This window comes from Pseudodesulfovibrio sp. 7M6 (assembly GCF_050058625.1).
Classification (GTDB): Bacteria; Desulfobacterota; Desulfovibrionia; order Desulfovibrionales; family Desulfovibrionaceae; genus Pseudodesulfovibrio; species Pseudodesulfovibrio salinus.
This window is the reverse complement of sequence record NZ_CP188816.1, coordinates 695,417-720,279: the sequence shown is the minus strand read 5'-3', so window position 1 is coordinate 720,279 and position 24,863 is coordinate 695,417. Positions and strand designations below refer to the sequence as shown.

The 24,863-nt window shown below is 59.9% G+C and carries 24 protein-coding genes; 8 read left to right on the top strand and 16 right to left on the bottom strand.

From position 1 onward, the window contains the following. Positions 1 to 70: 70 nt before the first annotated feature. Positions 71 to 538: a Cys-tRNA(Pro) deacylase gene (gene ybaK / locus ACI0FG_RS03250; protein ID WP_419787126.1), complete on the bottom strand. Its 468-nt coding sequence runs from the start codon at positions 536 to 538 to the stop codon at positions 71 to 73. A gap of 259 nt (positions 539 to 797) precedes the next feature. Between ybaK and ACI0FG_RS03245 the strand changes: the two genes are divergently transcribed. The 7 genes from ACI0FG_RS03245 (at position 798) to ACI0FG_RS03215 (ending at position 7,881) form a co-directional block, all read left to right on the top strand. Further along, the gene (locus ACI0FG_RS03245) at positions 798 to 1,424 is read left to right on the top strand and encodes a TetR/AcrR family transcriptional regulator (protein ID WP_419787125.1); all 627 of its coding nucleotides are present in this window, start codon (positions 798 to 800) and stop codon (positions 1,422 to 1,424) included. Positions 1,425 to 1,702: 278 nt separating this feature from the next. Beyond that, entirely contained in the window at positions 1,703 to 3,298 is a 1,596-nt protein-coding gene (locus ACI0FG_RS03240; protein WP_419787124.1) for an ABC transporter substrate-binding protein, read from the top strand. Between the two features lie 55 nt (positions 3,299 to 3,353). After that, a complete protein-coding gene (locus ACI0FG_RS03235) occupies positions 3,354 to 4,349 on the top strand; it encodes an ABC transporter permease (RefSeq protein WP_419787123.1) in 996 nt (331 codons plus the stop codon). Next, positions 4,346 to 5,212 carry an ABC transporter permease gene (locus tag ACI0FG_RS03230; RefSeq protein ID WP_419787121.1) on the top strand — a complete coding sequence of 289 codons (867 nt, stop codon included), beginning with the start codon at positions 4,346 to 4,348 and terminating at the stop codon, positions 5,210 to 5,212. The genes ACI0FG_RS03235 and ACI0FG_RS03230 overlap by 4 nt, the downstream gene beginning before the upstream one ends. A gap of 2 nt (positions 5,213 to 5,214) precedes the next feature. After that, complete coding sequence (locus tag ACI0FG_RS03225) at positions 5,215 to 6,141, top strand: ABC transporter ATP-binding protein (protein WP_419787120.1); 927 nt, start codon at positions 5,215 to 5,217, stop codon at positions 6,139 to 6,141. After that, on the top strand, positions 6,134 to 6,781 hold the full coding sequence (locus ACI0FG_RS03220) for an ABC transporter ATP-binding protein (protein WP_419787119.1): 648 nt from the start codon (positions 6,134 to 6,136) through the stop codon (positions 6,779 to 6,781). The genes ACI0FG_RS03225 and ACI0FG_RS03220 overlap by 8 nt, the downstream gene beginning before the upstream one ends. 116 nt (positions 6,782 to 6,897) lie before the next feature. Further along, on the top strand, positions 6,898 to 7,881 hold the full coding sequence (locus ACI0FG_RS03215; protein WP_419787118.1) for a DUF3089 domain-containing protein: 984 nt from the start codon (positions 6,898 to 6,900) through the stop codon (positions 7,879 to 7,881). A gap of 309 nt (positions 7,882 to 8,190) precedes the next feature. Here ACI0FG_RS03215 and ACI0FG_RS03210 read toward each other — a convergent pair whose 3' ends face one another. The 10 genes from ACI0FG_RS03210 to ACI0FG_RS03165 all read right to left on the bottom strand — a co-directional run bounded on the left by ACI0FG_RS03210 (position 8,191) and on the right by ACI0FG_RS03165 (position 19,057). After that, positions 8,191 to 9,054: a universal stress protein gene (locus tag ACI0FG_RS03210; RefSeq protein WP_419787117.1), complete on the bottom strand. Its 864-nt coding sequence runs from the start codon at positions 9,052 to 9,054 to the stop codon at positions 8,191 to 8,193. 21 nt (positions 9,055 to 9,075) lie between these two features. After that, positions 9,076 to 9,876, bottom strand: a complete 801-nt coding sequence (locus ACI0FG_RS03205) for a universal stress protein (protein ID WP_419787116.1) — start codon at positions 9,874 to 9,876, stop codon at positions 9,076 to 9,078. 36 nt (positions 9,877 to 9,912) lie between these two features. Beyond that, positions 9,913 to 10,305 (bottom strand): response regulator, encoded by a 393-nt coding sequence (locus tag ACI0FG_RS03200; protein WP_419787115.1) that lies wholly within the window; start codon positions 10,303 to 10,305, stop codon positions 9,913 to 9,915. A 16-nt stretch (positions 10,306 to 10,321) separates the two neighbouring features. Then, positions 10,322 to 12,913, bottom strand: a complete 2,592-nt coding sequence (locus tag ACI0FG_RS03195; RefSeq protein WP_419787114.1) for a PEP/pyruvate-binding domain-containing protein — start codon at positions 12,911 to 12,913, stop codon at positions 10,322 to 10,324. Between the two features lie 16 nt (positions 12,914 to 12,929). After that, complete coding sequence (locus ACI0FG_RS03190) at positions 12,930 to 13,664, bottom strand: TIGR02186 family protein (protein ID WP_419787113.1); 735 nt, start codon at positions 13,662 to 13,664, stop codon at positions 12,930 to 12,932. Between the two features lie 2 nt (positions 13,665 to 13,666). Then, positions 13,667 to 14,599, bottom strand: coding sequence for a sulfite exporter TauE/SafE family protein (locus tag ACI0FG_RS03185; RefSeq protein ID WP_419787112.1), 933 nt, complete (start codon positions 14,597 to 14,599; stop codon positions 13,667 to 13,669). 125 nt (positions 14,600 to 14,724) lie between these two features. After that, the gene (locus ACI0FG_RS03180; protein WP_419787111.1) at positions 14,725 to 15,147 is read right to left on the bottom strand and encodes a universal stress protein; all 423 of its coding nucleotides are present in this window, start codon (positions 15,145 to 15,147) and stop codon (positions 14,725 to 14,727) included. A gap of 504 nt (positions 15,148 to 15,651) precedes the next feature. Next, positions 15,652 to 15,873 (bottom strand): hypothetical protein, encoded by a 222-nt coding sequence (locus ACI0FG_RS03175; RefSeq protein ID WP_419787110.1) that lies wholly within the window; start codon positions 15,871 to 15,873, stop codon positions 15,652 to 15,654. A gap of 419 nt (positions 15,874 to 16,292) precedes the next feature. Further along, positions 16,293 to 17,657, bottom strand: coding sequence for a sigma-54-dependent transcriptional regulator (locus ACI0FG_RS03170; protein ID WP_419787109.1), 1,365 nt, complete (start codon positions 17,655 to 17,657; stop codon positions 16,293 to 16,295). Then, positions 17,657 to 19,057, bottom strand: coding sequence for a sensor histidine kinase (locus tag ACI0FG_RS03165; protein WP_419787108.1), 1,401 nt, complete (start codon positions 19,055 to 19,057; stop codon positions 17,657 to 17,659). Before ACI0FG_RS03165 ends, ACI0FG_RS03170 begins: the two co-directional genes overlap by 1 nt. Positions 19,058 to 19,267: 210 nt before the next feature. Here ACI0FG_RS03165 and ACI0FG_RS03160 point away from each other — a divergent pair, with 210 nt between their 5' ends. Then, complete coding sequence (locus tag ACI0FG_RS03160; RefSeq protein WP_419787107.1) at positions 19,268 to 19,894, top strand: CatB-related O-acetyltransferase; 627 nt, start codon at positions 19,268 to 19,270, stop codon at positions 19,892 to 19,894. Positions 19,895 to 19,900: 6 nt separating this feature from the next. Here ACI0FG_RS03160 and ACI0FG_RS03155 read toward each other — a convergent pair whose 3' ends face one another. The 5 genes from ACI0FG_RS03155 to ACI0FG_RS03135 form a co-directional block, all read right to left on the bottom strand. Continuing rightward, positions 19,901 to 20,740, bottom strand: coding sequence for a glycerophosphodiester phosphodiesterase (locus ACI0FG_RS03155; RefSeq protein WP_419787106.1), 840 nt, complete (start codon positions 20,738 to 20,740; stop codon positions 19,901 to 19,903). Beyond that, positions 20,741 to 21,595: an ABC transporter permease gene (locus ACI0FG_RS03150; RefSeq protein WP_419787105.1), complete on the bottom strand. Its 855-nt coding sequence runs from the start codon at positions 21,593 to 21,595 to the stop codon at positions 20,741 to 20,743. Beyond that, positions 21,592 to 22,446 (bottom strand): ABC transporter permease, encoded by an 855-nt coding sequence (locus ACI0FG_RS03145; protein WP_419787104.1) that lies wholly within the window; start codon positions 22,444 to 22,446, stop codon positions 21,592 to 21,594. The genes ACI0FG_RS03150 and ACI0FG_RS03145 overlap by 4 nt, the downstream gene beginning before the upstream one ends. Before the next feature lie 2 nt (positions 22,447 to 22,448). Next, positions 22,449 to 23,531: an ABC transporter ATP-binding protein gene (locus ACI0FG_RS03140; protein WP_419787103.1), complete on the bottom strand. Its 1,083-nt coding sequence runs from the start codon at positions 23,529 to 23,531 to the stop codon at positions 22,449 to 22,451. An 84-nt stretch (positions 23,532 to 23,615) separates the two neighbouring features. Further along, positions 23,616 to 24,674 carry an extracellular solute-binding protein gene (locus ACI0FG_RS03135; protein WP_419787102.1) on the bottom strand — a complete coding sequence of 353 codons (1,059 nt, stop codon included), beginning with the start codon at positions 24,672 to 24,674 and terminating at the stop codon, positions 23,616 to 23,618. Positions 24,675 to 24,863: the final 189 nt, after the last annotated feature.

Sequence of the window (24,863 nt, the reverse complement as noted above, 5' to 3'; positions counted from 1 at the left end):
GCCAAAACAAAAGCAAGTGATGTGCCGGATTTGACCCTCTGGGGAAAAAACGACCGGACAGGGGCAAAAATCAGCTCCGGGCAACCGGGGCAAAAGTGGCGCGGGTCAGGCCTGCCAGGTCCTCCGGAGCGAGTTCGATATCCAGGCCCCGCTTGCCGCCGCTCACAAACATGGTTGCTCCTTCCATGGCGGATTCGTCAATGACCGTGGGCAACGCCTTTTTCTGCCCCAGCGGCGATACCCCGCCAACCACATAGCCCGTGGTCCGCTCCACTAACTTGACGTCGGCCATGGCCAGTTTCTTGGCCCCCACGGCCTTGGCCATGAGCTTGAGGTCAAGCTGATGCATGACCGGGACAACGGCGACGTACAAGGTCCCACCGCCATCCACCACCAATGTCTTGAATACCCGGCCCGGATCAACCCCCAGCTTGGCCGCCGCCTCCTTGCCAAAGGAATCGGCGGCGGGGTCGTGATCGTATTCATGAATGGTATATTTGATCTTAGCCTGCTTGGCTTGCTTAATGGCCGGAGTCATGGATTCATCCTGTAAGTTTGAGGCTGCGCCCCGTTTGCCGCTCGATCTTCCCCCAGAGCAAAGAGGGAACAAAAACACGAATCGCGTGAGGTTGGCTATAGTAAATGAACCTCTGAATCTCAACCCTGCGCAGGAATGGTTTTCCGCAATTCCGCCCCGCCCCTGACCAATGGTCAGATATTTTCCTCGCCGAACCTTGACTATTTTCCTTTTGCCTGAATAACATGACTGACCTGTCAGTTATATTATTGGAGAGATTATGCAAGAGACGAAAACGACACAACGAGGTCCTGGCCGTCCCCCCAACCCACGTCAACGGAGCGAGCGCCGCAAGTCCATCCTCAATCAGGCAGTGCAGCTTTTTGCCCGTGACGGATTCGCTCACACGGATGTCAGCGCCATTGCCGAAGCAGCCGGGTGTTCCAAGGGTACGGTATACAATTATTTCGAGAACAAGCAGGCACTGTTTCGCGATGCCGTGGATCACGTCATGGACGGACTGGTGCAGGCTACCACGGACCCCAACGACATAGGTACGCTGGATGGATTTGGACGGGCCATTGAGGCATTCCTGCGCTACTTTGACGAAAACCCGGCCTACATCGAGCTGCTCATTCAGGAACGGGCTGTCTTCAAGGACAGGACCACGCCCACCTACCTGGAATATTGCGAAAAGCACAAAAAGGAACACCAGGGATTCTACGAAAAGCTCAGCAGGGAAGGCGTATTCCGCTACATGCCGTCCGACCGGCTTTTCGACATCATCAGCGATCTGCTCTACGGCACTATTTTCACCAATTACTTTGCACAAAGAAACACAGGGCTGAAGCAACAGGCAAGCGACATAACAGACCTCCTCCTCAACGGCCTGCGTCAACGTCCCTGAGGAGTATTGCCCGCAACAATAAGCCGGAGCGGCGTTTGACTGAAAAATCGCGCTTATTTCCACTGCGACGCCGCCGCATCGGTAATAGCGCTTCAACCTGCCTTCTTGACTTTCGCAACAGCATAAAAGGGAGACCGTCATCGACCGGCCTCCCTTTTCTATTTGCTTCCGCATGCCAATCTCACACTCTTTTTCATTACATCCTCGTCAATTGACACGTTTTTAAAAAAAGTGTTATCCAGCGCGATCCTTTTAAAAAAATGTCCTGCGAGGTGTTCATGTCTTCATACCACCGATTTTCCATCGGCAGCGTAGTTCTGGCCTTGTCTCTGTTCATTCTGTTCGGTCTTTCCATATCTTCCGCCAGTGCCAAGGATACGCTGACCCTGGCCGTAAAGGGCGAACCCGAGGACGGCTACGATCCGACACTGGGCTGGGGCCGCTACGGCAATCCACTGTTCCAGAGCACCCTGCTGCGTCGCGATGAGCAGTTGAATATCGTCAAGGACCTGGCTACCGACTATTCCCTGTCCGATGATGGCCTGATCTGGGATATCAGCATCCGGGACGGCGTCCTCTTCTCGGACGGCACGCCGCTGACCGCCAAAGACGTGGCCTACACTTTCAACACGGCGGCGAAATCCGGTGGAAAGGTCGATCTCATCAACATGGACAAAGCAGTGGCCATGTCCAAGAACAAGGTTGAAATCCGGCTGAAGAAAAGTGACTCGACTTTCATCAACCGGCTGATCTGCCTGGGGATTGTCCCGGAAGCTGAACACGGACCGGGATATGCCCGCAAGCCCATCGGCTCCGGCCCATACCGCATGGTGCAGTGGGACGAGGGGCAGCAGATGATTGCCGAGGTCAACCCGCACTACTACGGCAAGAAGCCTTATTTCAAGCGGCTGGTCTTCCTGTTCACCGATGAGGACACCTCCTTTGCCGCAGCCAAGGCGGGCAAGGTGGACGTGGTGGCCGTGCCCCAGGCCCTGGCCGTGCAGACCATTCCCGGCATGACCCTCCATCCGGTCAAGAGCGTGGACAACCGGGGACTGCTGTTCCCCACGGTTCCGAACACGGGCAAGACCACGGATCAGGGCGCGCCCATAGGCAACAACGTCACGGCCGATCCGGCTATCCGACACGCCATCAATGTGGCCATAGACCGCAAGGCGCTGGTGTCCGGCATTCTTGAGGGCTACGGCTCCCCTGCCTTCGGCCCGTGCGACGGCCTGCCTTGGAACAATCCCGAAAACCGCTTCAAGGACGCCGACCCGGAAGCCGCGCGCAAAATATTGGCCGATGCGGGCTGGAAGGACACCGACGGAGACGGCATTGTGGAGAAAAACGGCCTCAAGGCCGAGTTCACCATCATCTACCCGGCCACGCGCAGCATTCGCCAGTATCTGGCCCTGGCCTGCGGCGACATGCTCAAGCCCATCGGCATCCACGCCATTGTCGAGGGCAAACGGAGCTGGGACGAAATCCGGCACCTGATGCACTCGCAGGCCATCGTCTTCGGCTGGGGCAGCCATGATCCCATTGAAATTTATCATCTCTACAGCAGCCACCACGCAGGTGATGGCTGGAACAACTCCGGTTATTACAAGAACCCCACCGTGGACGCCTACCTGGACAAGGCCATTGCGGCCCCCAGCTATCAGGCCTCGCTGGAATACTGGAAAAAGGCGCAGTGGGACGGCACCACGGGATTCTGCGCCAAAGGCGACGCACCCTGGGCCTGGATGGTGAACCTCGACCATACCTACTTCATCAGCGACCATCTGGATGTCGGCATCTCCCAGGTGGAACCGCACGGCCATGGCTGGCCCATCACGGCCAACATCGACAAGTGGACCTGGAAAGACTGAGCCATGATTCGGGACGGCGAACCTTCGGGAGCGCCGTCCCGTCAGGTATATGCCCATGCACGTATTCACCCGCTCATTCTGTCTGGCCAAGCTCGGCCGTCTAGCCCTGATCCTTTCGCTGGTCTCGGTCCTGGCCTTCACTCTGGTTTCCATGTCGCCCATTGATCCGGTCTCCGCCTACCTCGGCATCGACCGTATGCAGATCAGCCAGGAGCAGGAGCAACGCATCATCGAGCGTTGGGGACTGGACAAGCCCGCCCCGGAACGGTTCGCCATCTGGGCCGGGAACGTCCTCAGGGGCGACCTGGGCCGATCCATCATCTTCAATGAGCCGGTGTCCAAGGTCATCGGCAAACGATTCGTGACCTCGCTGTGGCTCATGGCATCGGCCTGGGCCATATCCGGCATTCTCGGCTTCGTGCTCGGCGTGCTGGCGGGAACAAAGCGAGACTCGTGGCTGGACCGCACCATCCGGGTCTATGCCTATACCATGGCCTCCACTCCGTCGTTCTGGATGGGACTGGTGTTGCTGGCGGTCTTCTCCGTCGGGCTGGGCGTCACCCCTATCTGCTGTGCCACCCCGCCGGGAGTATTGCTGGAGGATGCCACCATCTGGCAGCGGCTCCACCATCTGATTCTCCCGGCCGCCACCCTCTCGGTCATCGGTGTCGCCCAGATCGCCCTGCACACGAGAGAAAAAATGATCGACGCCATGAACAGCGACTATGCCCTTTTTGCCCTGGCCCAGGGTGAATCCAGATCCGGCGTGGCTTGGCGCCATGCCATGCGCAACGTCTGCCTGCCCGCCGTCACCCTCCAGTTCGCCTCCCTTGGCGAACTCTTCGGCGGATCGGTGCTGGCGGAGCAGGTCTTTTCCTATCCCGGCCTGGGCAAGGCCACCGTCGAAGCGGGAATCCGGGGCGATGTTCCGCTCCTGCTCGGCATCACCCTGTTCAGCGCGGTATTCGTCTTTTCCGGCAACCTGACGGCCGACATCCTTTACGGTGTGCTCGATCCCCGCGTGCGTCTGGGCGCGGAGGAGGCGAAATGAACGAAGCCCTGCTTTCCCGCCGCCCTCTGCTCGATAGGCTGCGTCTGCTCGACGGACGCGGCCGCGCCATGTGGGTCCTCGGCCTGTGCCTGGCCTATTTCGCGATTCTGATCGCCACCGCCTCCCTGATGGGGGAGACCGGGCTGACCACGGACTTTCTTCACAAGAAGCTGGCTCCCTGCTGGCAATATCCGTTCGGCACGGACTGGCTGGGGCGGGACATGTTCGTGCGAACGGTCAAGGGACTGCGCCGCAGCCTGTCCATCGGACTGCTGGCAGCCTCGTTCAGTTCCGTGGTGGCGGCCGTTCTGGGCACCCTTTCCGCCACCATGGGCCGCCGCACCGACGCCGTGGTCACCACACTCATCGATCTGGTCATGGCCACGCCGCATCTGGTTCTGCTCATCCTGGTCTCCTTTGCCTGCGGCGGCGGTGCCACAGGCATCGTCATCGCCGTAGCCGTCTCCCACTGGACCCGGCTGGCACGCATCATCCGCGCCGAAATCCTGCAACTGAAACAGGCGGAATTCATCCAGGTCTCCCGCAGGCTGGGACGCTCCCCATGGTGGATAGCCCGCCGCCACATGCTACCGCACATCATGCCCCAGTTCATGATCGGCCTGATCCTCCTTTTCCCCCACGCCATCCTGCACGCCGCAGGCCTGACCTTTCTCGGCTTCGGGCTCTCGCCGCACAACCCGTCCATCGGCATCCTGCTGGCGGAGTCCATGCGCCACCTCTCCACTGGATATTGGTGGCTGGCCATCCTGCCCGGCGTATCCCTGCTGGTCACGGTCAAACTCTTCGACGTGCTGGGCAACAGGCTCCGCATCATCACCGATCCAAGGACAAGCCAGGAGTAGCCATGCTTGATGTCCGCAACCTTTCCATCGAATTCACCCGCTACGGGGCAGGCTGGAACCGCAAGGCACTCCACCCGGTGCGGGACCTGTCACTAGACGTACATGCCGGGGAAGTGGTGGCCGTGGTCGGCTCCAGCGGCTCCGGCAAGAGCCTGCTGGCCCACGCCGTACTCGGCCTGCTGCCGCACAATGCCAGGGTATCCGGCGAGCTGCTCTTCAACGGCGAGCCGTTGAACGAGAAACGCATGCACAGGCTGCGGGGACGGGAGATCGCCCTGATTCCCCAGTCGGTCGCCTATCTCAATCCCCTGGCGCGCGTGGGCAGGCAGGTCTACCGCTCATCCCGATTGAGCGGTAAAAGCCCCCGAATGGCGGCCATCAGCACGGATGGCGCGTTCGACCGCTATCACCTCGAACGCCCGGTCAAGTCCATGTTTCCGTTCCAGATTTCCGGCGGCATGGCCCGACGGGTCCTCACGGCCACGGCTACGGCCGGGGAGGCATCCCTGCTCATAGCGGACGAACCGACTTCGGGCCTGGACCCGGACGCGGCGCGGGAATCGCTGCGCCACCTGCGGGAACTGGCGGATAGCGGCAAGGCCATCGTGCTCATCACCCACGATCTCGACTCGGCCGTGGACATGGCCGATCGGGTCGCGGTCATCTATGCGGGAACCACCGTGGAGACGCTGCCCGCCGTAAACTTTCGCGCCGGAGACGGCCCGCTCCATCCCTATACGCAGGCCATCTGGAACGCCCTGCCGCAGCAGCAGTTCCGTTACATCTGCGGCAACCAGCCAACCGAGGACCGGGACATTACCGGCTGCGTGTTTCGCGACCGCTGCCCGCGACACTCCGCCGAATGCCTGGAACCCGAACAGCCGCTCCGTCCCCTGGGACGAGGCAAGGTAAGGTGCCGCCATGCTTAGAGGCGAAGGCATATCCTTTCATTACGAAAACGCTCCGTGGATATTCAGAAAGCTCGATTTTACCATGGTCCCCGGCGAGGTGGTCGGCCTGCCCGGCCCAAGCGGTCGCGGCAAGTCCACATTAGGCAAGGTTCTGGCCGGCCATCTCGCTCCTCTTGAAGGCACCGTAACGTGCGACGACACGCCCTTGCCGACAAAAGGCTACTGCCCGGTCCAGCTCCTGTTCCAGCACCCGGAACTGACCATGAATCCGCGCTGGAAGCTCGGCGACAGCGTCAATGAAGGGTATACGCCGGACATCACCACACTGCGCGGCCTGAACATCGAGCCGTCCTGGCTCGCCCGCTACCCGCACGAACTCTCCGGCGGCGAGCTGCAACGGCTCGCCCTGGCCCGGGTCATGAGTCCTGCCACCTGCTACCTGATAGCGGACGAAATGACCGCCATGCTCGACCCCAACACCCAGGCCATGGTCTGGGAAGTCGTGCTGCGCTGGGCTCGCAAGCAAAACGTGGGCGTTCTGGCCATCAGTCACGACCCATACCTGCTGGAACGCGTGGCCGACCGCATCGACAATACATTCTCCCTCGCGGAGGAGTTTTCAGAAGAACCGCCCAGACAGCGGACCAACGCCGCCTAAACCAATAACATTGGGACAAGTGAGGTAGACAGTTTCAACAGAGCTTTCTCCGTTACGATACTTTACCCGAACCAGCAGCAATGCTACGGGGAACTAAATATCAATAAGGAGATGCCATGAGACTCTACTTTGCCATTTTGCTATGCGCCCTCTGCCTTACCAGCCCGGCATGGGCCGCTCAGACCGCCAACGACACCATCCCGCCCTGCCCTGATTACCGTCAGGAAGAAGCCTGGGCTTCCCGCCCCGCAAACGCGGACAAAGCCGTGGATGTGTTCTATGTCTACCCTACCATCTATCCCGACACCGCGCCCAAGAACATGGATGTCTTCAACGATCAGTTGCGGTCCGATGTCCAGGGACTGCTCAAGGCGCAGGCGGGCGTCTACTCCCCATCGGCCAATCTTTTCGCCCCGTACTACCGCCAGGTCTCCTTTGCCTGCCTTGATCCCAAGCAGGACATGACGCTTAACTCCTATTTCCGCATCGGGGCCGACGATGTGCATCGCGCCTTCGACTACTACCTGAACTACCTGAACCAGGGCCGCCCGTTCATTCTAGCCGCGCACAGCCAGGGTTCGGTAGTCATGCTCGATCTCCTGAAAAGCAGGTTCAAGGATCCCACCCTGCAAAAGAAACTCGTGGCAGCCTATCTCATCGGCTACTCGGTGACGGACAAGGACATCGCGGAATGCCCGTGGCTCAAGCCCGCCCAAAAAGCGGACGACACCGGCGTCATCATCTCCTGGAACACCCAAGCACCCGGAGCGACCGGCTCGCCCGTGCTGCGGCCCGGTGCCATCTGCATCAATCCACTGACCTGGACCACAGACGAGACCCCGGCCGACAAAAGCCAGAACCTCGGCGCCGTGTTCTTCGACGATTTCAAAGGCACGGTAACACGCGAGGTGCCGCACTATGTGGGGGCGCACGTGGACAAAAAAGTCTGCGCCCTGATAACCACCCCGCCGGACAAGCTGGAGATAGGCCACTTCCCGCCCGGCGTGCTGCACAAATTCGACTACGCCTTCTGGTACCGCAACCTTGAACAAAACGTGAAAGACCGCATCGCCGCCTATCTGGCCAAAAATCCCAGCTAGGCACAGCACATACTATTAACGAGACAAGGCCCCGTCGCATGGCGACGGGGCCTTGTCTCGTTAAAGAAAGAAGAATGCCTCCGGCGGCTTAAGAACCTTTTAAAAAAGGTTCTTAAGAATCTCCAAAACTTCTTGGCTCCGCTTCGCGGGAAGCCCCCACCAAAAGTATTACTTGCAAGGCATCCTTCCAGTCACACACAGACCGCGCGTAGCGCATCAAAAAGTTCTGGAAAGTCCAGAGAACCTCTTTCAAGAGGTTCTTTGGCCCCGCCGGAGGCGACCGCCGGTAGGCCCGCCGGAGGCCTTGGCTTAGCGCAGGATGAGAATGGAAGCCGAGGCGTGGTTGACCAGGGATGCCACGCGGTGGCCGGGCAGAAGCTTCTGTAGCGGCGACTTGGGCGGCAGCCACAGGGCCATGAGGTCATCGCTGTCTCCCGACTCGATGAAGGGCTCCAGGTCATCCTCGTTGACCACGCGCACCAGGGCGCGGACGTCGCGGTCCAAATAGTAGTCGAGCACTTCGCTCATCTTGGCATCCACTTCCTCTCGGAGTTCGCCGTGCTTGAGCACGCCGACCACTTCCAGTTCGGCCCCGTACTGGGTCACGCACTGGTTGATAAGCTCCAGAGACTCCTGGGTGACGTGGGCGTGGTCCAGACAGCAGACGACCTTGGAGGGGACAACGTTCTCGCGCAGGACAAAGACCGAACAGGCGGCGGCGTCCGCCACCTTGCCCGGCACGTCGGAGCCACGCCCCCAGCCGCCTTCGTGCTGACTGGAGCCGAGAATGATCAGATCGCTGCCGGAGGCCTTTGCCTCGGCCACGATGGCCTTGACGGGGTTGCCGCTACGCACGCGCAGGGTCATGGACTTGCGGCCCGAGGCATCCGCCTCCAGCATATCGCCGCTACGGCCGAAGGCGACATCCTGGGCTTGCCCGTAAATGTCCGCCTCCGGCCCTATCGCGCCAAGGAAGTCTGCGCGATAGCGACTGAGCGTGGTGGTCTTGGGGTGGGCATGCGCCTGATCCAGGTCGCCTTCGTCAAGGTAGGCGCGGCTTTTCTCCACCGCCAGCATGACCACATCGGCCCAGGTATTGGCAGCCAGACGGGCGGCCTGGCCCACCGCGTACCGGCTATAGGGGTTTTCATCAACGGCTACGAGCAGTTTCATGGAAAGACTCCCTTGCTGGGGCTACCAGCATAAAAGAATGGGACTGGACACCATGGCGAGTACCTCGGTGAGCGGTGTCCTGCGGTTGGAACCGCGATCCAGATGGACAACGACCATGCCATAGTCATGCATGGCCTTGGCAGCGGTCTCCGGCGAGCCGAGCAACGAGTAGCTCCGGGCCGGGACATACCCTGCGGCCTCCAGCAGCCGACGTCCCTCGGCCAGCAGCTCTTCGGGATGAGTGGACCGTTGCAGATCGTCCATTGCATAGGCGCACAGGTCGAAATCCACTCCTGCGGGTTCGCGGAAAAAACGACGGAACCGATCAATGAGCAGCTCCACGTCCGTCTTTTCATCCAGCACCAGGACCACACGGTCGGACTGGATCATATTGCGAACAACCAGGGCCGGGCAGGGCATCTGGCGATACAGCTTGGACCTGAGCCGCTTGCGGAACTCGCCGGTATTGAAATTGGCTACCTCACCTTCCACAAACAGGTCCTGCCCGCCGATGCGCAACTCATCGAGAATCTCGTCCTCCCGCGCCCCCACGCGGATACGGGGATTAGGCATGACGCAACAATCCAGCTTCTCGCTCTTTAAAATGCGCTGGACCTCCTCCAGCCCGGCCTGACGCAGTCCGGACTCCCAGGACCGGCGAATCCATCCGGTCTCCGAGGAGTGCGGCTTGTGGTCGGGTTCCTCCACGTGGATGGGCTGTATGGCGATGCCGAGCTGCTCTGCCTTGCGGCACAGGTAACGCAGCGCGACGTTGGACGCCAAGGTCATCTCCACGGGGACAAGCGCTTTCAACATGTCCATGGACACACCTCGCTTTTCATTTTCTTGCAGTTCAACTTACTGTGCCTCTCCTCGAATGTGGGCCTCCGCCTTGCGGATGACCTCCTGGATCTCCCCCAGCTTGAACGGTTTGGCCAGGAAGTCGAAAACCCCCTTCCGCATGGACTCCTTGGCCGTATCCATTGTGGCGAAACCAGTGATGACGATGACCTCGGTTTCGGGCGACCGTTCCTTGACCTCGGCCAGGAACTGCATACCATCGATGCCTTCCATCTTGAGGTCGGTCACGACAATGTCGAAGTTCCGCTCCTTGACCCGATCCATGGCCAGGGAGCTGTCGTAGAAGCTCTCCACCTCGTAGCCCATCTTCTCCAGCGCGGGTTGCAGCCGCTTGCTGACGATGGGCTCGTCGTCCAGAATGAGAATGCTCGTCTTGGTCGAGGTAGTCATGGCAATCCTCCAATAGCTAGGTGCCTATCGCCGCTTCGGCGATACGTTCAAAAGCCTCGCAATGTGCGTATATCTGGGCGTCGTCGATCATTGAGACGTCCAACTGCCGAGTATAAGCCACCAGGATGCCGAGCAGCCGCATGAGCCGCTGCACGTCGCTGGCGATCCATCCCTTGGCGCGGGCCACCACAAGGTCCTCGCGCACGGTTACGGAAAAATCATAATTCTTGAGCACTTCAAAGAGGAACCGCGCCCGCCGCGAACGCCGGGTCGCCCCGGTAACGCCGCCGGCAAAACGGAACTGCACGCTGTTTCGCGTGCCGTCCGGGCTCTCAAAGCAGTCAATCATGGTGAAGTGATAGCCAAGGCGCAAACTCAGGTGCAGGTAGCGGTCCGAAATGACCGCCAGATTCTGCCCGATGCGCCCGGCCTCTGCCCCGGACGCCGCAAAGGTCCGGGTCATGCTGGACATGAAACTGGAAAAGTCCACGGGTACGGGCGTGGATTGCCATACCCCTTCCAGAGTCACGCCGTCGATGAAGGCGCGGAGGGTATTGGACCGCACCTGTTCCGGCAGGATGGTCCGCCGAAGCTTCAGTCCGTCAAGGCCTCCGGCACAGGTCTCGTCCAGGCCGCCGCCGATATCGAGCAGCACCAGATCGATGGGCACGGGCAGGACCAGACGCCCGCCGGGGCAGGGTTCGCCCTTGGCCGAGGCGTTGGGGATGTCGATGAGGATTTCCACCGCCTTCTCGTGGATGAACCGGGCAATGTCGTGCAGGGTGCGGCACCCCTGCGGCGTAAAGTTCGGTGCGTCAGGATCAAAGAGATTAAGCGGCTCAATGAGCTTCAGCATCCGCCGGAGCAGACGATATTCGTAAGTCTCCTCCATGCGGTCCAGCATGAAATCGTGCAGCTTCAGTTCGCGGATCACGCCCTGATAGACGGTCTTCTGCTCGGCATCGAGGGTGACCTTCTCGCCCTCCTGCAATACCATGGTCGCGCGGCTGGCATTGAGCAGCGTGGGCACGTGGTACTCGCGGGCAATGGTCGCCATGTGTCCCAGCGGGGAACCGATGTCCGTAACCACGCCCGAAGCGCGGTTCAACACCGAGGCATACTGCGGCGAGGAAAGGTGCGCCACCAGAATGCCGCCGTCCGGGAACGAGGCCAGATCGCGTCCTTCCCAGGCTACGAAGACCGGTCCGGCGCCCACGCCCTGCTGGGCTACGTCCCCTTCGCCACTGAGCAGGACATTGTAGCGCTTGAGGGCGTCGCTCAGGTCCGCCTTGCCTTCCGTATCCCCTTCGCCGATACGCAAGGGGCGGCTCTGAAGCACAATAAGGTCCCCGGAAGTATCAAATGCATACTCCATATCCTGGGGCTTCTTGAAATACCGCTCCAGCCGCATGGCCGTGTCGGCCAACAGCCGGACATCCTCGGGCAACAGGCACGGCTCGCCTTGCAAGCCCTCGTCCACGTCTTCCATGTATACCGATCCGCCGGCCTTGCCGCGCAGGGCCTTGGGCTTTTTCGCCACCGAGGACTCGACCACGGCGTGCTCTCCCTCGCGGGAAACGGTAAAACGGTCCACGGGCACTTCGCCCGATACCAAAGGTGCGCCAAGCCCCCAGGTCCCGGCAATCTCGATGACGTTGCGGATAGGGTTCACCGGCGAGAGGCTGTAGACCACGCCGCTGGAGCGAGCCTCGACCATGGCCTGTACGGAAACGGCCATGAGCACTTCGCTCGCCTTGAAATCATATTCCTTGCGGTAGACCATGGCCGCTGGGGAAAAGGTGCTGGCCAAAACCTTGCGGTAGGCGTCGTGCAGGTCCTCCGAGGCCACATTGAGAAAACTGTCGTATTGCCCGGCAAAGGAAAGATCGCCGTCCTCGCCCCAGGCACTGCTGCGCACGGCGAGCCGCAGTTCCCGCTCGCCCAGACGACGGCGCAGGGCCTCCACCTCGCGGCTCAGGGAACGACGCAGCCTGCCGGGGATGTTCCCGGTCAGAATCATGGAGCGGATCTTGCCCGATGCCTCTTCAGCGGAAAGCTCACCGTTGCGCCACTGCTCCTCGCACTGCTCCAGCGGCTCGGCCAGACCGTTCTCTTGCAAAAAGAGAAGATAGGCCGAGGTGGTGACGACAAAACCGTCCGGCACTGCGGCCGCGCCGGAGGAGGCGATGATGCCGAGCTTGACGGACTTGGCCCCCACGGCGTCCATATCGTTTGCCGTGACGCTCAAAAGCGGCATGACCATGACATCGGGGAGCACCGGTTTGCGCTCCAGCTCGCTCTCCAGCTGTGAGCGGATGGTGCGGAACTGGGTCAGCAGGTCCGGATGGCGGCCCGGCGCCATGGCGTCGAAGGCCTCTATAAGCTCGCGGACCGTGCCCGCCACATGCTGCTTGGAGCTGCGCAGGTATTGCAGATCGAAAATATAGTCGCCGCCCAGCTTGTCGTGCATGGAGGCGATGAGAGTCAGGGTACGGTTATTCAACTCCAGCACGCGCTGGAACTGCCCGAAAAGGGCGGACAGGGGACGGTGTCCCCTGTGCCGCCCCGTGGGCAGCAGGTTGCGAATATGCTCGAACAACCGTTTCATTGCTCCATCTCCGCGCCTAGTGGGCGCCTCCGCGTTCCTTGAAGATCATGCTCATGACCAAACCGGCCAGGATGGCGATGATCACGGCAGCTATACCGTACATCAGGGAATGATCATAAGCCAGCTTGGAGAGGAACTCGGGCAGTCCGGTCAGCTTGGTGTGCAGCTCCTCGGCAGCCACATCGGCCACCTTGCCGTCGCGGACGGCAAGGACTTCCACCCGGTAGACGCCCTGGTGCATGGCGGAGGGGATGGCGAGGGTGGCCTTAAAGGGAACTTCGCCGTCGGCAGCGGTCTCATAGCTGACCACGCCGTTTTCCACTTCATAGAAACCGTCGCGCTCCATGAGCTTGATGAACTCGTCGAATAACAGGTCGTCGGTCTCCCCCTTGATGGAGTGGAATCCGAGATCGGAATGTTCCCAGTTCACCTGGGCCTTGCCGTCGGTACCCATCAGGAAGACATCGGGCACACCATTGATCTCGACCGTTTTGAGGTTCATCCACAGTACGCCCATGGCCTTGCCCTTCACGCGGAAGTTGCGGTGCTGCGGCTCACCCATGAGGCGGATGACAGCGGAGTCGCCCTCGGGCACATGGCCGGTGATGGTCAGCGTGGCACCATTGAAGCTGGTGCCGATGGGCACGAGGTTGGGCCGTATGGTCAGGTCGGTCCCGGCCGCCAGGGCCAGGGAACCGGTCAGCAGCAGAGCCGCGAAACTGAGCAGGCAGGTTCTTGCGATCTTGTACATGACTAGTGACCTCCGGCGTAGGCGAGCAGCACGTCGGGCGTGAGCAGCAGGTTGAGCAGCATCTTGACCATGACCACCAGCACCAGGGTCGCCAGCAGGATCTTGAGCTGTTCGCCCTTGAGCTTGCGGCTGATCCGAGTGCCGAACTGGGCGCCCAGGGTGGAGCCGAGCAGCAGCAGAACGGCCAGCACGAAGTCCACGGTGTGGTTGGTGTAGGACTGGAGGATGGTCACGTTGATGCAGGTAAAGAGAATCTGGAACAGGCTGGTGCCGACAACGACGTGCATGGGCATACGAAGCAGGTAGACCATGATGGGGACCATGATGAAACCGCCGCCAACGCCCATGATGGCCGCGAGAATGCCGACTATGACGCCGAGCACCAGGGGCATGAGCATGGAGAGGCGCACACCGGACTTCTCGAAATCCATCTGGAAAGGCAGGCTCTCCAGCATGGCGGTGTAGCGGGACTTTTTCTTGGGAGCGGCAGCCTCGGCAGCAGCTTCCGGGGCCTTTTTGCGCAGGCTCTGCACGCTCTCGATGAACATGTAGGCCCCGACGCCGCCAAGCATGAGCACGTAAGTGATATTGATAAGGAAGTCCGCATTGCCCATGGCACGCAGGACCTTGATGACCTGGACACCGGCAAAGCCGCCGAGCACGCCGCCGATAAGCAGCAGAAAGCCCATCTTGAAATCAACATTGCCCAGGCGATAGTGTGCCAGACAACCGGACGTGGACGCGCCGACGATCTGGTTGGAGTCCGACGCGGCCGCCACGGTCGGCGGAATGCCGAACATAATCAGCAACGGGGTCATCAGGAATCCGCCACCGACACCGAAGATGCCGGAGAGCAGGCCGACGAACCCTCCCAGGGCGAACACCAGGAACACGTTCACGCTGTTCCCGGCTATGGGAAGATACATATGAAACATCAATAACTCCTCCACGGTTTGCATTCCCTTCTCAGGTCCGCTCCGGGCCCCTAATGCCCGCCGCGTCCCGCCCACACTGCAAGTCCGGTTTCCCTTCGCGCAGAGGGCGCGAGAGGGAATGTCCGTCACTTTTGTGCGGAAACCTTCTGCACCACTTCCACATCACACCCGGTCGTCGTGTACACCGCATCGATGACCCGCATCAGCTTGGTGTACACCTCAGCCCTTTTACTCTGGGGCCTGCCGATAAACAGCTTGGAGATGTCGTTCTCGCTGATGAATTTGGGTATCTCCTCCTCCATCCGCCCCCGGACGACGAAGAATTCCACACGCCGTCCACCGGATTGGTCCTCGGCCAGGATGGATTCAAGCCGCTTTTCAGGGGAGCCGATCCATTCGTCGGCGTCGCCGCTGTCGTCGGCATAGTCGGGGTCGATAACCATGAGGATGGAGACTCCGGCCGCAATGCGGTGGGATAGCCCCATTCCGTAATAGGCCAGCCAGAGGCTCGACTGAGATGTGTCTACAACGATCAATACGTTCTTCATGATGCTTTCCGTTAAGCAGGCCATAGCAACGCCAATGCCAACTCACGGAGTGGAGATTGAACAAGTAACTATTTTGAATACAAGGATAAATTTATTTATTCAATTTATTCACAAGCAGGGAATGTGATTTTCGTGTTTCAAATTGAAAAACGTCTGAGTGCTGAAACGATAAAAATCCTCATGAAACAGGCAAGCGGCATATACTGATTAACTATCTGTATTATTTATATAATATTGCTAAATGATATAAACACACTTTCGATAAACCCGAAAAACAGCGTTTCATTCTGAACAGCGCACATTTTCTCCATCCGTGCGCAAACGACTCCAGCAGTGATTTTGTGTTTCAAAATGAAAAATAAGCAGGAAGCAGAATTGGGGCGGCATACAGACGAACCTAAATTTGTGAAAAATTATACGAGCAAAAACCGCTGTACAAAGAGAAGCGCGCCGCCTCCATGAGGAGAACGCCGCGCAATAGCAACAGACAGCTGTTTAATATACTTATCTTTTATGCGGGTTAGTTGCAGCCTGCCCGCAGCCGATCATCAGTACAGCGGCCACAGTGAGAAAAATCATACCGCCTTGCCAATTTCCGGCCGATTCATGCATGTGGCCGATGGCGAACGGGCTGAGTGAAACGATGATATAGCCAGCGGTGGCGTCTGTCATGCCCAGGGATTGTTCCAGGTACACAGGCATCCAGGCGGTCAGACCGTAGAACATGAAGGTATGGCCGGCAGCGAGGCTAGTGGTGCCCGCAGATTGAGGGACAAGGCAAAAAAGCCAATATCAGGAACAGGCGGCGGAGCTTTGCCAGCCGCTGCAACGCAACGTCAACCGCCCCTCAATTCGGGCAGGCCGTTGCCGACGCTTTTCTATCATTACTCATTCAATTGCCTGGTTATTAAAGAGGCTCTATCCCCCGTCATAATCCGAAAAATACGCCGTTCCTCCTCCTGCCGGGGAATGGTCAATCATGCCGCCCCAAAGTGCGATTTTTCGTCCAGTGGGACCCGTTTACCTGCTTGTCACGGGGATGAGAGGGATGCCGGGGGGCATAAGACGTACAACCCCGGACTCTGTAAAGCACTTCTGGCGGGAAAAAATCCATCCGACTATTCGCGAAATAACGACAATACAGGCTAGCCTTCGTCCTCGTCCGTTTCCAGGCCGAACTTCTTGATGCGCCGCCACAGGGTGGTGCGGGGGATGCCGAGGATGCTGCTGGCCAGTCCCTTGTTGCCGCCCGTGGCGTCCAGCACGCGCTGGATATGCCGCTTCTCCACCTCTTCCAGCGGCAGCAGGCCGGGGGTGCCGAAATTGCTGAAGGCGAGATTGAGCAGGTCGGACGGCAGCTCGCGCACACCGATGACCTCGCCCTCGGCCAGGGCCACGGCGCGCTGGACGATGTTCTCCAGTTCGCGCACGTTGCCGGGATAGTTGTATTGGGTCAGCACCTCCATGGCCTGGGGCGAGATGGACTGCACATTCTTGCCGAACCGGGCGTTGAAGGTCTCCAGAAAATGGTTGGCGAGCAGCGGGACGTCTTCCTTGCGCTCTGCCAGGGCGGGCAGATGGATGCGTACCACGTTGAGCCGGTAGAAGAGATCCTCACGGAACTGCCCGGCGGCCATGGCCTCCTGCAAATCCCTGTTGGTGGCGGCGATGACCCGGATATCCAGGTCGATGGGCTGGGTGCCGCCCACACGTAAAATGCGCCGCTCCTGCAATACATGAAGCAGCTTAACCTGCATATTAAGCGGCATCTCGCCTATCTCGTCCAGAAAGACGGTGCCCCCGTTGGCGGATTCGAGCAGCCCGATTTTAGTGGCCGTGGCCCCGGTAAAGGCCCCCTTCTCATGTCCGAACAGCTCGCTTGAAATGAGTTCCTCGGTGAACCCGCCGCAGTTGAAGGAAACGAAGGTCTTGTCCTTGCGCGGACTCAGGTCGTGGATCGCCTTGGCCGCCCGCTCCTTGCCCGTGCCGGTATCGGCCTGGAGCAGGACGTTGCAGTTAACGCCTGCCACCTTGCGGATCATGGCGAAGACATCAAGCATGACCTGGCTGTTGCCCAAAAAATCGTTCAGGGGCGGAGCCTCGCGCAGGGCTTCCTTGAGGCGGCGGTTTTCCGCACGCAGCTCCAGCTTTTCCAGGGCCTCCCGCGCCGTGGTCCGCACCTCCTGCAACCGAAACGGTTTGACGATGTAGCCCGACGCGCCCTTGGCCGTGGCCTCCACCGCGGAAGGGATGGAGGCATTGCCGGTTATGATCACAGCCTGGACGTTCTCGAAGCCCATTTTGATCGTTTCCAGAATCTCGATACCTTCCATATCCGGCAGTTTGAGATCAATGAAGACAAGCTGGAACGGCTTCTCCCCCATGCGGGCCAGAAAAGCGTGGCCCAGCCCGAAGGTCTCCACCTCGAACCCCAGCTTGGTCAGCGCCCGGCCGACCAGCTTGGCCGCCTGTGCCTCGTCGTCTATGACAGCTGCTCGAAATGGCCGCATCACGCCTCCCCGCCAGCACCAGCAAGCGGCAGGCAGACGGTGAAGGTGGTGCCCTGCCCCGGCTCGCTCTGTACGCCGATGGAACCGCCGTGCTTCTTGATGATGCCGTAGATGATGGACAGACCGAGCCCGGTCCCTTTGCCCACCGGTTTGGTGGTGAAGAACGGGTCGAACACGCGGCTCAGGGTATCCTTGTCCATGCCGCAGCCGGTGTCTGTCACGCCCACGCACACCCGGTCGCCGTCACGCCGTCCGGTGACGCGCAGGGTGCCGCCGTGCTCCATGGCCTGATTCGCATTGAGAAAAAGATTGATGAAGACCTGTTGCAGATAGTGCAGATCCCCCTGGATGTCCGGCAGCTCGACCGGGACGTTCGTCTCCACATTGATGCCGTTCATGGCCAGCTGGTTGCCCACCAGCTTCATGGTCTGGCTAACGACCATGGCCATGCTCAACGGCCGGAACGACCGCTGCTCGGTTCGCGAGAAGTCCAGCAGGTTACGCACCACCTCGCTGGCGCGGGAGGTCTCGCCGATGATGTCCTGCAACAGCTCGCGCATCTCGGCGCGCGGCATCTCGTCCAGTTCTTCCAGCAGGGTATCCGCTGTGAGCGAGACGTTGTTCAGCGGATTGTTCAGCTCGTGGGCGATACCGGAGGTCAGGGTGCCGATGGAAACCAGCTTGCGCGCCTCGACCAGCTGTTCCTGCCGTTTGTCCAACTCGTCCGCCATGTTGGCAAAAGCCGTGCGCATGAGCACGGAGATGGGGTCCTCGCTGCTCAGATGCTCGATGGCCTGATAGTCACCCTTGGCCACGCCCTCGGCCGCGCGCTGCACGTATTTGAGCCGTTCCAGCACCTTGCGCGCCTGCCAGATGAAGACCACGGTAATGACGATGAGCAGCGCGAGCATGACCGCGATTGGCATGACACGGATGCGGTCCAGAGCGCTGTGGATGCGCTGTTGCTTGTCCCGGAGCAGATTCTGGGCGGTACGGACCAGCACGGCTCCGTGCTCGCGGGTCTGCACGCCCACGGACTTGTCGCCCTGAGCCAAGGCATGGAGCAGCGTGCGGTATTCGCCGATGCTGCCGAGCAATTTTTCATAATTCTCCTCACCCTCAATCTCGACGATCTTGGGTTGCAGGACCTTCACTGTGCCCTCGGCCCGGTCCAGATAGACCAGCGCCTCCTTCTGGCTGTTGGGCTCCGGATAAAACATGAAGTTCTTTTCGTACCGTCGGGTCTCCAAAATGTCGGAGAGGACGTTGTGGAACTCGTCCATGACCACCAGGCGGTCACGGAAGGCATCGATATTCCACCAATACATGCCCATGGTTAGGAACATGAACAGGACATAGGCGCCGAACAGCACCAGTCCCTTTATCTTGAGCGCTTGCATATGAACTCCTGTCTGGCAGGTCCGCCAAAAACAAAAGCTCCCACCCTCAGGTGGGAGTCCTCACTTCGGACCCGTCCCCTTACATCGCTCAAAATGGGGGGAAAAATCAACTTCCCGTTTTCAAAGAGCTTCTACGGCTTCCTCCACCCCGTTGACGTTCTTTCGATATTGGCAGTACACCGTCAGCAAAACATAAACGAGAGATTATCCATGAACGACCCACTCTTTCCTCGCAGCAACGACACACAGACCTGTACCCTCAAAGAGGCCGTGACCCGCGATAACATCATCGTGGGCGACCACACCTACTATCACGACTTCGACGACCCGCTCAAATTCCAGGACCGCAACGTCCTGTACCACTATCAGGTGAATCATGATCGATTGGTTATCGGCAAGTTCTGCTCCATAGCCCATGGTGCCAAGTTCCTCTTCAACGGCGGCAATCACAAGGCGGAGGCGTGCGTGAACTACCCCTTCGCCATCTTCGGCGAGCTGTGGGAACATGAGCTGGTAGTGAATTCCGGCTGGGACAACAAGGGTGACATCATCGTCGGCAACGACGTCTGGATCGGTTTCGAGGCCCTTATCATGCCCGGTGTGACCATCAGCAACGGCGCGCGCATCGGCTCCCGGGCCATCGTCACCCGGGATGTGCAGCCTTATGAGATCGTGGCTGGGTCACCCGCGCGGCCGATCAGAAAACGCTTTCCCGACAATGAAATCGCCATGCTGGAAGAGATCAGATGGTGGGACTGGCCGGACGAACGCATCAAGCACAACATCCCTCTGCTGATACAGGGCGATCCGGCCGCGCTGTGGCAGGCCGTGAAATAGCCGCCCCTATCCGTCCAGCCGGGCGCGCAGCAGGTGGGTATAGTCCGTGGTGATGCCGCAGCAGCCCGCGCCGATCAGGTCCATGGCCCGGTCCATGTCGTTGACCGTGTAGGGCGTGACGTGAAAGCCCCGACCAGCAAGGTCGCGCACCAGGGAGAGATCGGTGATGACCTCGTCCGGGTGGTAGCCCGCCACGCCAAGGGAGTTGAGGTAGTCCACCAGATTCTCAGGGTGGCGCTCCTCGGTGAGCGCGGCCAGCGGAATGGCCGGATTCAGGCGGCGCGCCTCCCGCAAATAGTCGTGGTTGAAAGAGGAGATGAGAATCAGGTCCTCCACATCCATCTCACGCATCATGTCGAGGATATCCGAAACAATGGACAGGTCGCCGGGCGTGCGCACCTGGTCCTTGATCTCGATATTCATGGGGAAATCATTGGCGCGGGTAAAGGCCAGCACCTCGCGCAGGGTCGGGATGCGGCAGGCATCCGCCTCGGCCAGATCTTGCGGACGGGCTTCGCCGGAAGCCACGGTGCCGTAAGGATCTGTCCCGGCAAACCATGACCCCGCGTCCAGGGATTGCAGCTCGGCCAGAGTAAATTCCTGCGTCCACCACGGCTTGCGGTCCGCGAACTCCGGCCGGTCCGGCACGTCCGTTGTCCGCTCCAGGGTATCGTCGTGGACGATCGCCAGTTGGCCGTCGGCCGTCTTCTGCACGTCCGTTTCCCAAAAGTCCGCACCCAGCTCAAAGCCGCGCCGAATCGCCGTCAGGGTATTCTCCGGCGTCAAAGCCCGTGCGCCGCGATGGGCGCAGACATACCCGGAACCGGGCAGCCGATCATAGAACATCTAGTCCTCCCGCTTGGTGAAATAGAGATTGACCAGGGCAAGCAGCGAGGTGCCGACCACGAGCATGAGCGAAACCGCGTTGATCACCGGGGTGCTGCCGTCTCGCACCTGCAAATAGAGATTTACCGGCAGGGTCGGCTCCGAACCCACGAGGAAAAGCGTGGTATTGAAGTTCTCAAAACTCATAAGAAAGGCCACGGCCGCTGCCCCGATGATGGCCGGGCGCAGGAATCTCAGCGTAATGTGCCAGATAACGCCGAACTGCGTGGCCCCGAGGTTCAGGGCCGCCTCCTCCAGCGAGGTATCGAACTTGCGCAGCCGGGCCGAAACCACAAGGGTGACGAAAGTGGAGATGAACGAAAACTGGCCGAGCACCACCAGCCAGAAGCTGGGGCGGAAGACGGCCCAGTCGATGCCGAAGGTATCGTCCATGAAAGTGCCCACCGAGTTGGACGCCAGCAGGATGGAGATGCCGAGGATGACGCCGGGTATGACCAGCGGCGCGAGCATGAGCATGTAGAGCACGCCCTTGAACCGGAACTCCTCCTTCTCGAACAGAAAACTGGCGCAGGTGCCCACCGTCACGCTGAGCAGGGAGACGCAGACCGCGGTCTCAAGGCTGGTAAGCAGCGAGCGCAGAATCTGGTCGTCGTGAAACAGGCCGATACGCTCCGGTCCGGCCGAGGTGAACCAGTCCAGGCTGAACCCCTGCCATGGCAGGGACGGGAAGTTCGAGTCGTTGAACGCCAGCACGCAGGTGACGACCAGCGGCGCGAACAGGAAGACGAAATAGAGGATGATGAAAATATTGAAGGACCAGTTGTAGGTCCGGCTGCGCGGCAGGGAGCGGATCATGACGCCACCTCCCCGAGCTTCTGGCCCGTAAGCTTGAGCCCGCCCCAGATGATGAGCGAACTGAGCACCAGCAGCAGGAAGCCGAAGGCCGAACCCTGGTTCCAGTTGAAGCTGGCGATGAACTGATTGTAAATCTGCTCCGTGAACCAGAGGGAGTTCTTGCCGCCCATGAGGTTGGGTGTCAGGTAATTGCCCAGGGCCAGCATGAAGACCACGATGGCACCGGAAGTGATGCCGGGCTTGCAGTGCGGAATGATGATGGTCCGCCAGATGGCCAGCTTGCTCGCGCCCAGGTCGTGCGCGGCCTCGATGAGGCTGTCGTCCAGGCTTTCCATCACCGAGACCAAAGGCACGATCATGAACAACATGGAGGTGTAGACCAGCCCCATGATCATGGTCGCGTCGTTGTAAAGCATCTCGATGGGCTTATCGATCAAGCCAAGTTTCAGCATCACGAAGTTGAGCACCCCGGACTCTCGCAGAAGGATCATCCAGCCGTAGACCCGCACCAGTTCGCTGACCCAGAACGGCAGGAGCAGAAAGATCATTAGCGCCCCCCGCACCCGCGACCGTGCGAGCTTGGAGATATAAAAGGACACCGGCATGGCCAGCAGAAAAGTAATGGCCGTGGTGATCATGGCGTAGAGCGCGGTGCGGACAAAGGTCAGCCAATAGATGGGCTCGGTGAAAAACGTCTTGTAGTTTTGCAGGGTCCAGACCATGTCGCCATAGTCGTCCTCGCCCCGAAAGCTCATGGTCAGCAGGTCCAGGTGGGGCAGGACGATGAGCAGGAAAAGCCAGACCGCCACCGGGGCGAAAAACATCCAGAACACGAGGCGGGAACGGGGCATGTCTAGGACTCCGCCTTGAAACAGATGCCGGACTCGGGATGCCAGCCCACGCGGATGTCGTCCCCCGGCTCGATGTGGTCGAACCTCCGGTTCTGCGGCAGGGTGACGAGCAGTTCGCGGTCCTCGCGGGTCACGGTCAGCAAGCGGCTGTTGGCGCCGTCAAAGAGGATGCTCTTCACTGTGACGTCAAAGAGGTTCAGCCCGGTGGTTTCGCGCGGTTCGATGCGCATGGCCTCGGGCCGCAGGAAAAGATCGACCTCGTTGCCGCAACAGCAGGCGCCGTCGGCCCGGGTGCGGAAGGAGTAGCCTTCGTCGGTGCGGACAATGACGTCGCCGTCCAGGCTCTCGGTAATGCGGCCGCGCCATGAATTGTTATCCCCCACAAACCGGGCCACAAACGGGGTGGCGGGACAGCCGTAAAGGTCTTGCGGACGCCCCACCTGCTCGAACCGGCCGTCGTGCATCACGGCCACGCGGTCGGACATGACAAGGGCCTCGGACTGATCGTGCGTAATATAGATGAAGGTGGTCCCAACCTTGGCCTGGAGCTTCTTGAGCTCCAGCTTCATCTGCTCCCGCAGCTTGAGATCCAGTGCGCCGAGGGGTTCGTCCAGCAGCAGAACGGACGGTTCCAGCACCAGACAGCGGGCAATGGCCACACGCTGCCGCTGGCCGCCGGAGAGCTGGTCCACGCGCTTGCGGCCATAGCCGGGCAGGCCCACGCGGTCCAGAATGGCGGGCACCTTGCGGCTGATCTCCGCCTTGGGCGTGCCGCGTCGCCGCAGGCCAAAGGCCACGTTCTCGGCCACATTCATCATGGGAAACAGGGCCAGATGCTGGAACACAAGATTCACCGGCCGCCGGTTGGGCGGCACGCCGATCATGCTCTTGCCCCGGATCTCGATATCGCCGCTGGAAGGCGAGTCGAATCCGGCAATCATCCTTAGCAGCGTTGTCTTGCCGCAGCCGGAGGGGCCGAGAATGGAAAAGAAGGAGCCCGAAGGCACATCAAAAGAAATGTCGCTGACTGCGGTGAAATCGCCGAACCGCTTCACCACATTGCGGACTGATAGATCGTTGGTCATATTTTCGGGCCGGTTGGGGGGATTGAAACAAGGCGGAGGGCATATGCGCCCTCCGCCTTCCATTAGAATTCTCTGCCAGTCAGTCTACTGGGCGGACTTGATCTTGTCCAGAACCTTGCCTTCGATGCTTTCCAGCTTGGCAGGCACCGGCGGATACCACTTGATGTTGTCGATGACGGTCTGGGGGAAGGAGCGAGCGAAGTTGGCGGCAACGGCCTTATCCGTGTACTTGAGCGCGTCGGCCGAGGCAGTGGCGTATTTCTCCTCGGAGCTGAAGTAACCGGCGTTCTCGGGCTTCATCATGAAGTTGATCCACTTGTAGGCGGCGCTGACGTTCTCGGCCTTGGCCGGAATGGCGAAGGTATCGATCCAGCCCAGGGCACCCTCCTTGGGAGCCTTGTAGTCGATAGCCGCGTTGTCGGTGTGCAGCTTCCATCCGCCCGCATCCCAGGCCATGGCCACGAAGACCTCACCGGAACGCATGGACTCGATCAGGGCATCGCCATTGGCGTAGTAGTTCTTCACAATGGGTTTGGCTGCAATCAGGGTATCGGCAACCTTGTCGAGCATGGCCTTGTATCCCTTGGGGTCGTTGTACAGTTCGAAAGGATCGTAACCGAGAGCAAAGCCCATGGCGATGAGGGTCGGCCGCTTCAGGCGGTAGCTCACGCGACCCTTGTACTTGGGATCGACAAGCGCCTTCCAGGAATCGGCACCCTTGGCCTTGTCGCTGTTGACGATCAGGCCGGAGGTACCCCAACAGAACGGTGCGGCGTAGGAGTTACCGTCCACCAGGGTGTTCTTCTTCACCGCGCTCAGCATGGAGGGGATAAAGAGCTTGGCGTCGATCTTGGAGTAGTCCATGGGCTGGTACAGCTTGTACTTGGCCTGGACAGAGGAAATACGGTCCTGGGAAGGCTGGGCCAGATCGAACCCGGCGCCGCGCGTGGCGCGCAGCTTGGCGATCATCTCTTCGTTGTTGGAAAAGGTGACCTCGACATTGATGCCGGTCTCCTTTTCAAATGCGTCGATCACCTTCTGCGGGGCATACCCTTTCCAGGTGAGCAGTTTCAGGGTCTCTGCCCGGGCCGTTCCGGCCAGAGCAAACATTGCCATCAACACCAATACCGCTATCTTTTTCATGAACTCTCTCCGCAGTGAAAAGTTGTGAAGGGAAATGAATAGTACAATTGCTTTCTACAATCAATTGTCGCAGACCCTTACGCACACGAGCAACGCCCGTTTGTAACGGAAGCGTCAAGTTTTCGTGACAACCCCCTCGTCTTCCCGGTTGCAGGACGGACGCGACTGGAGCAAAATCCTGTCATGCTG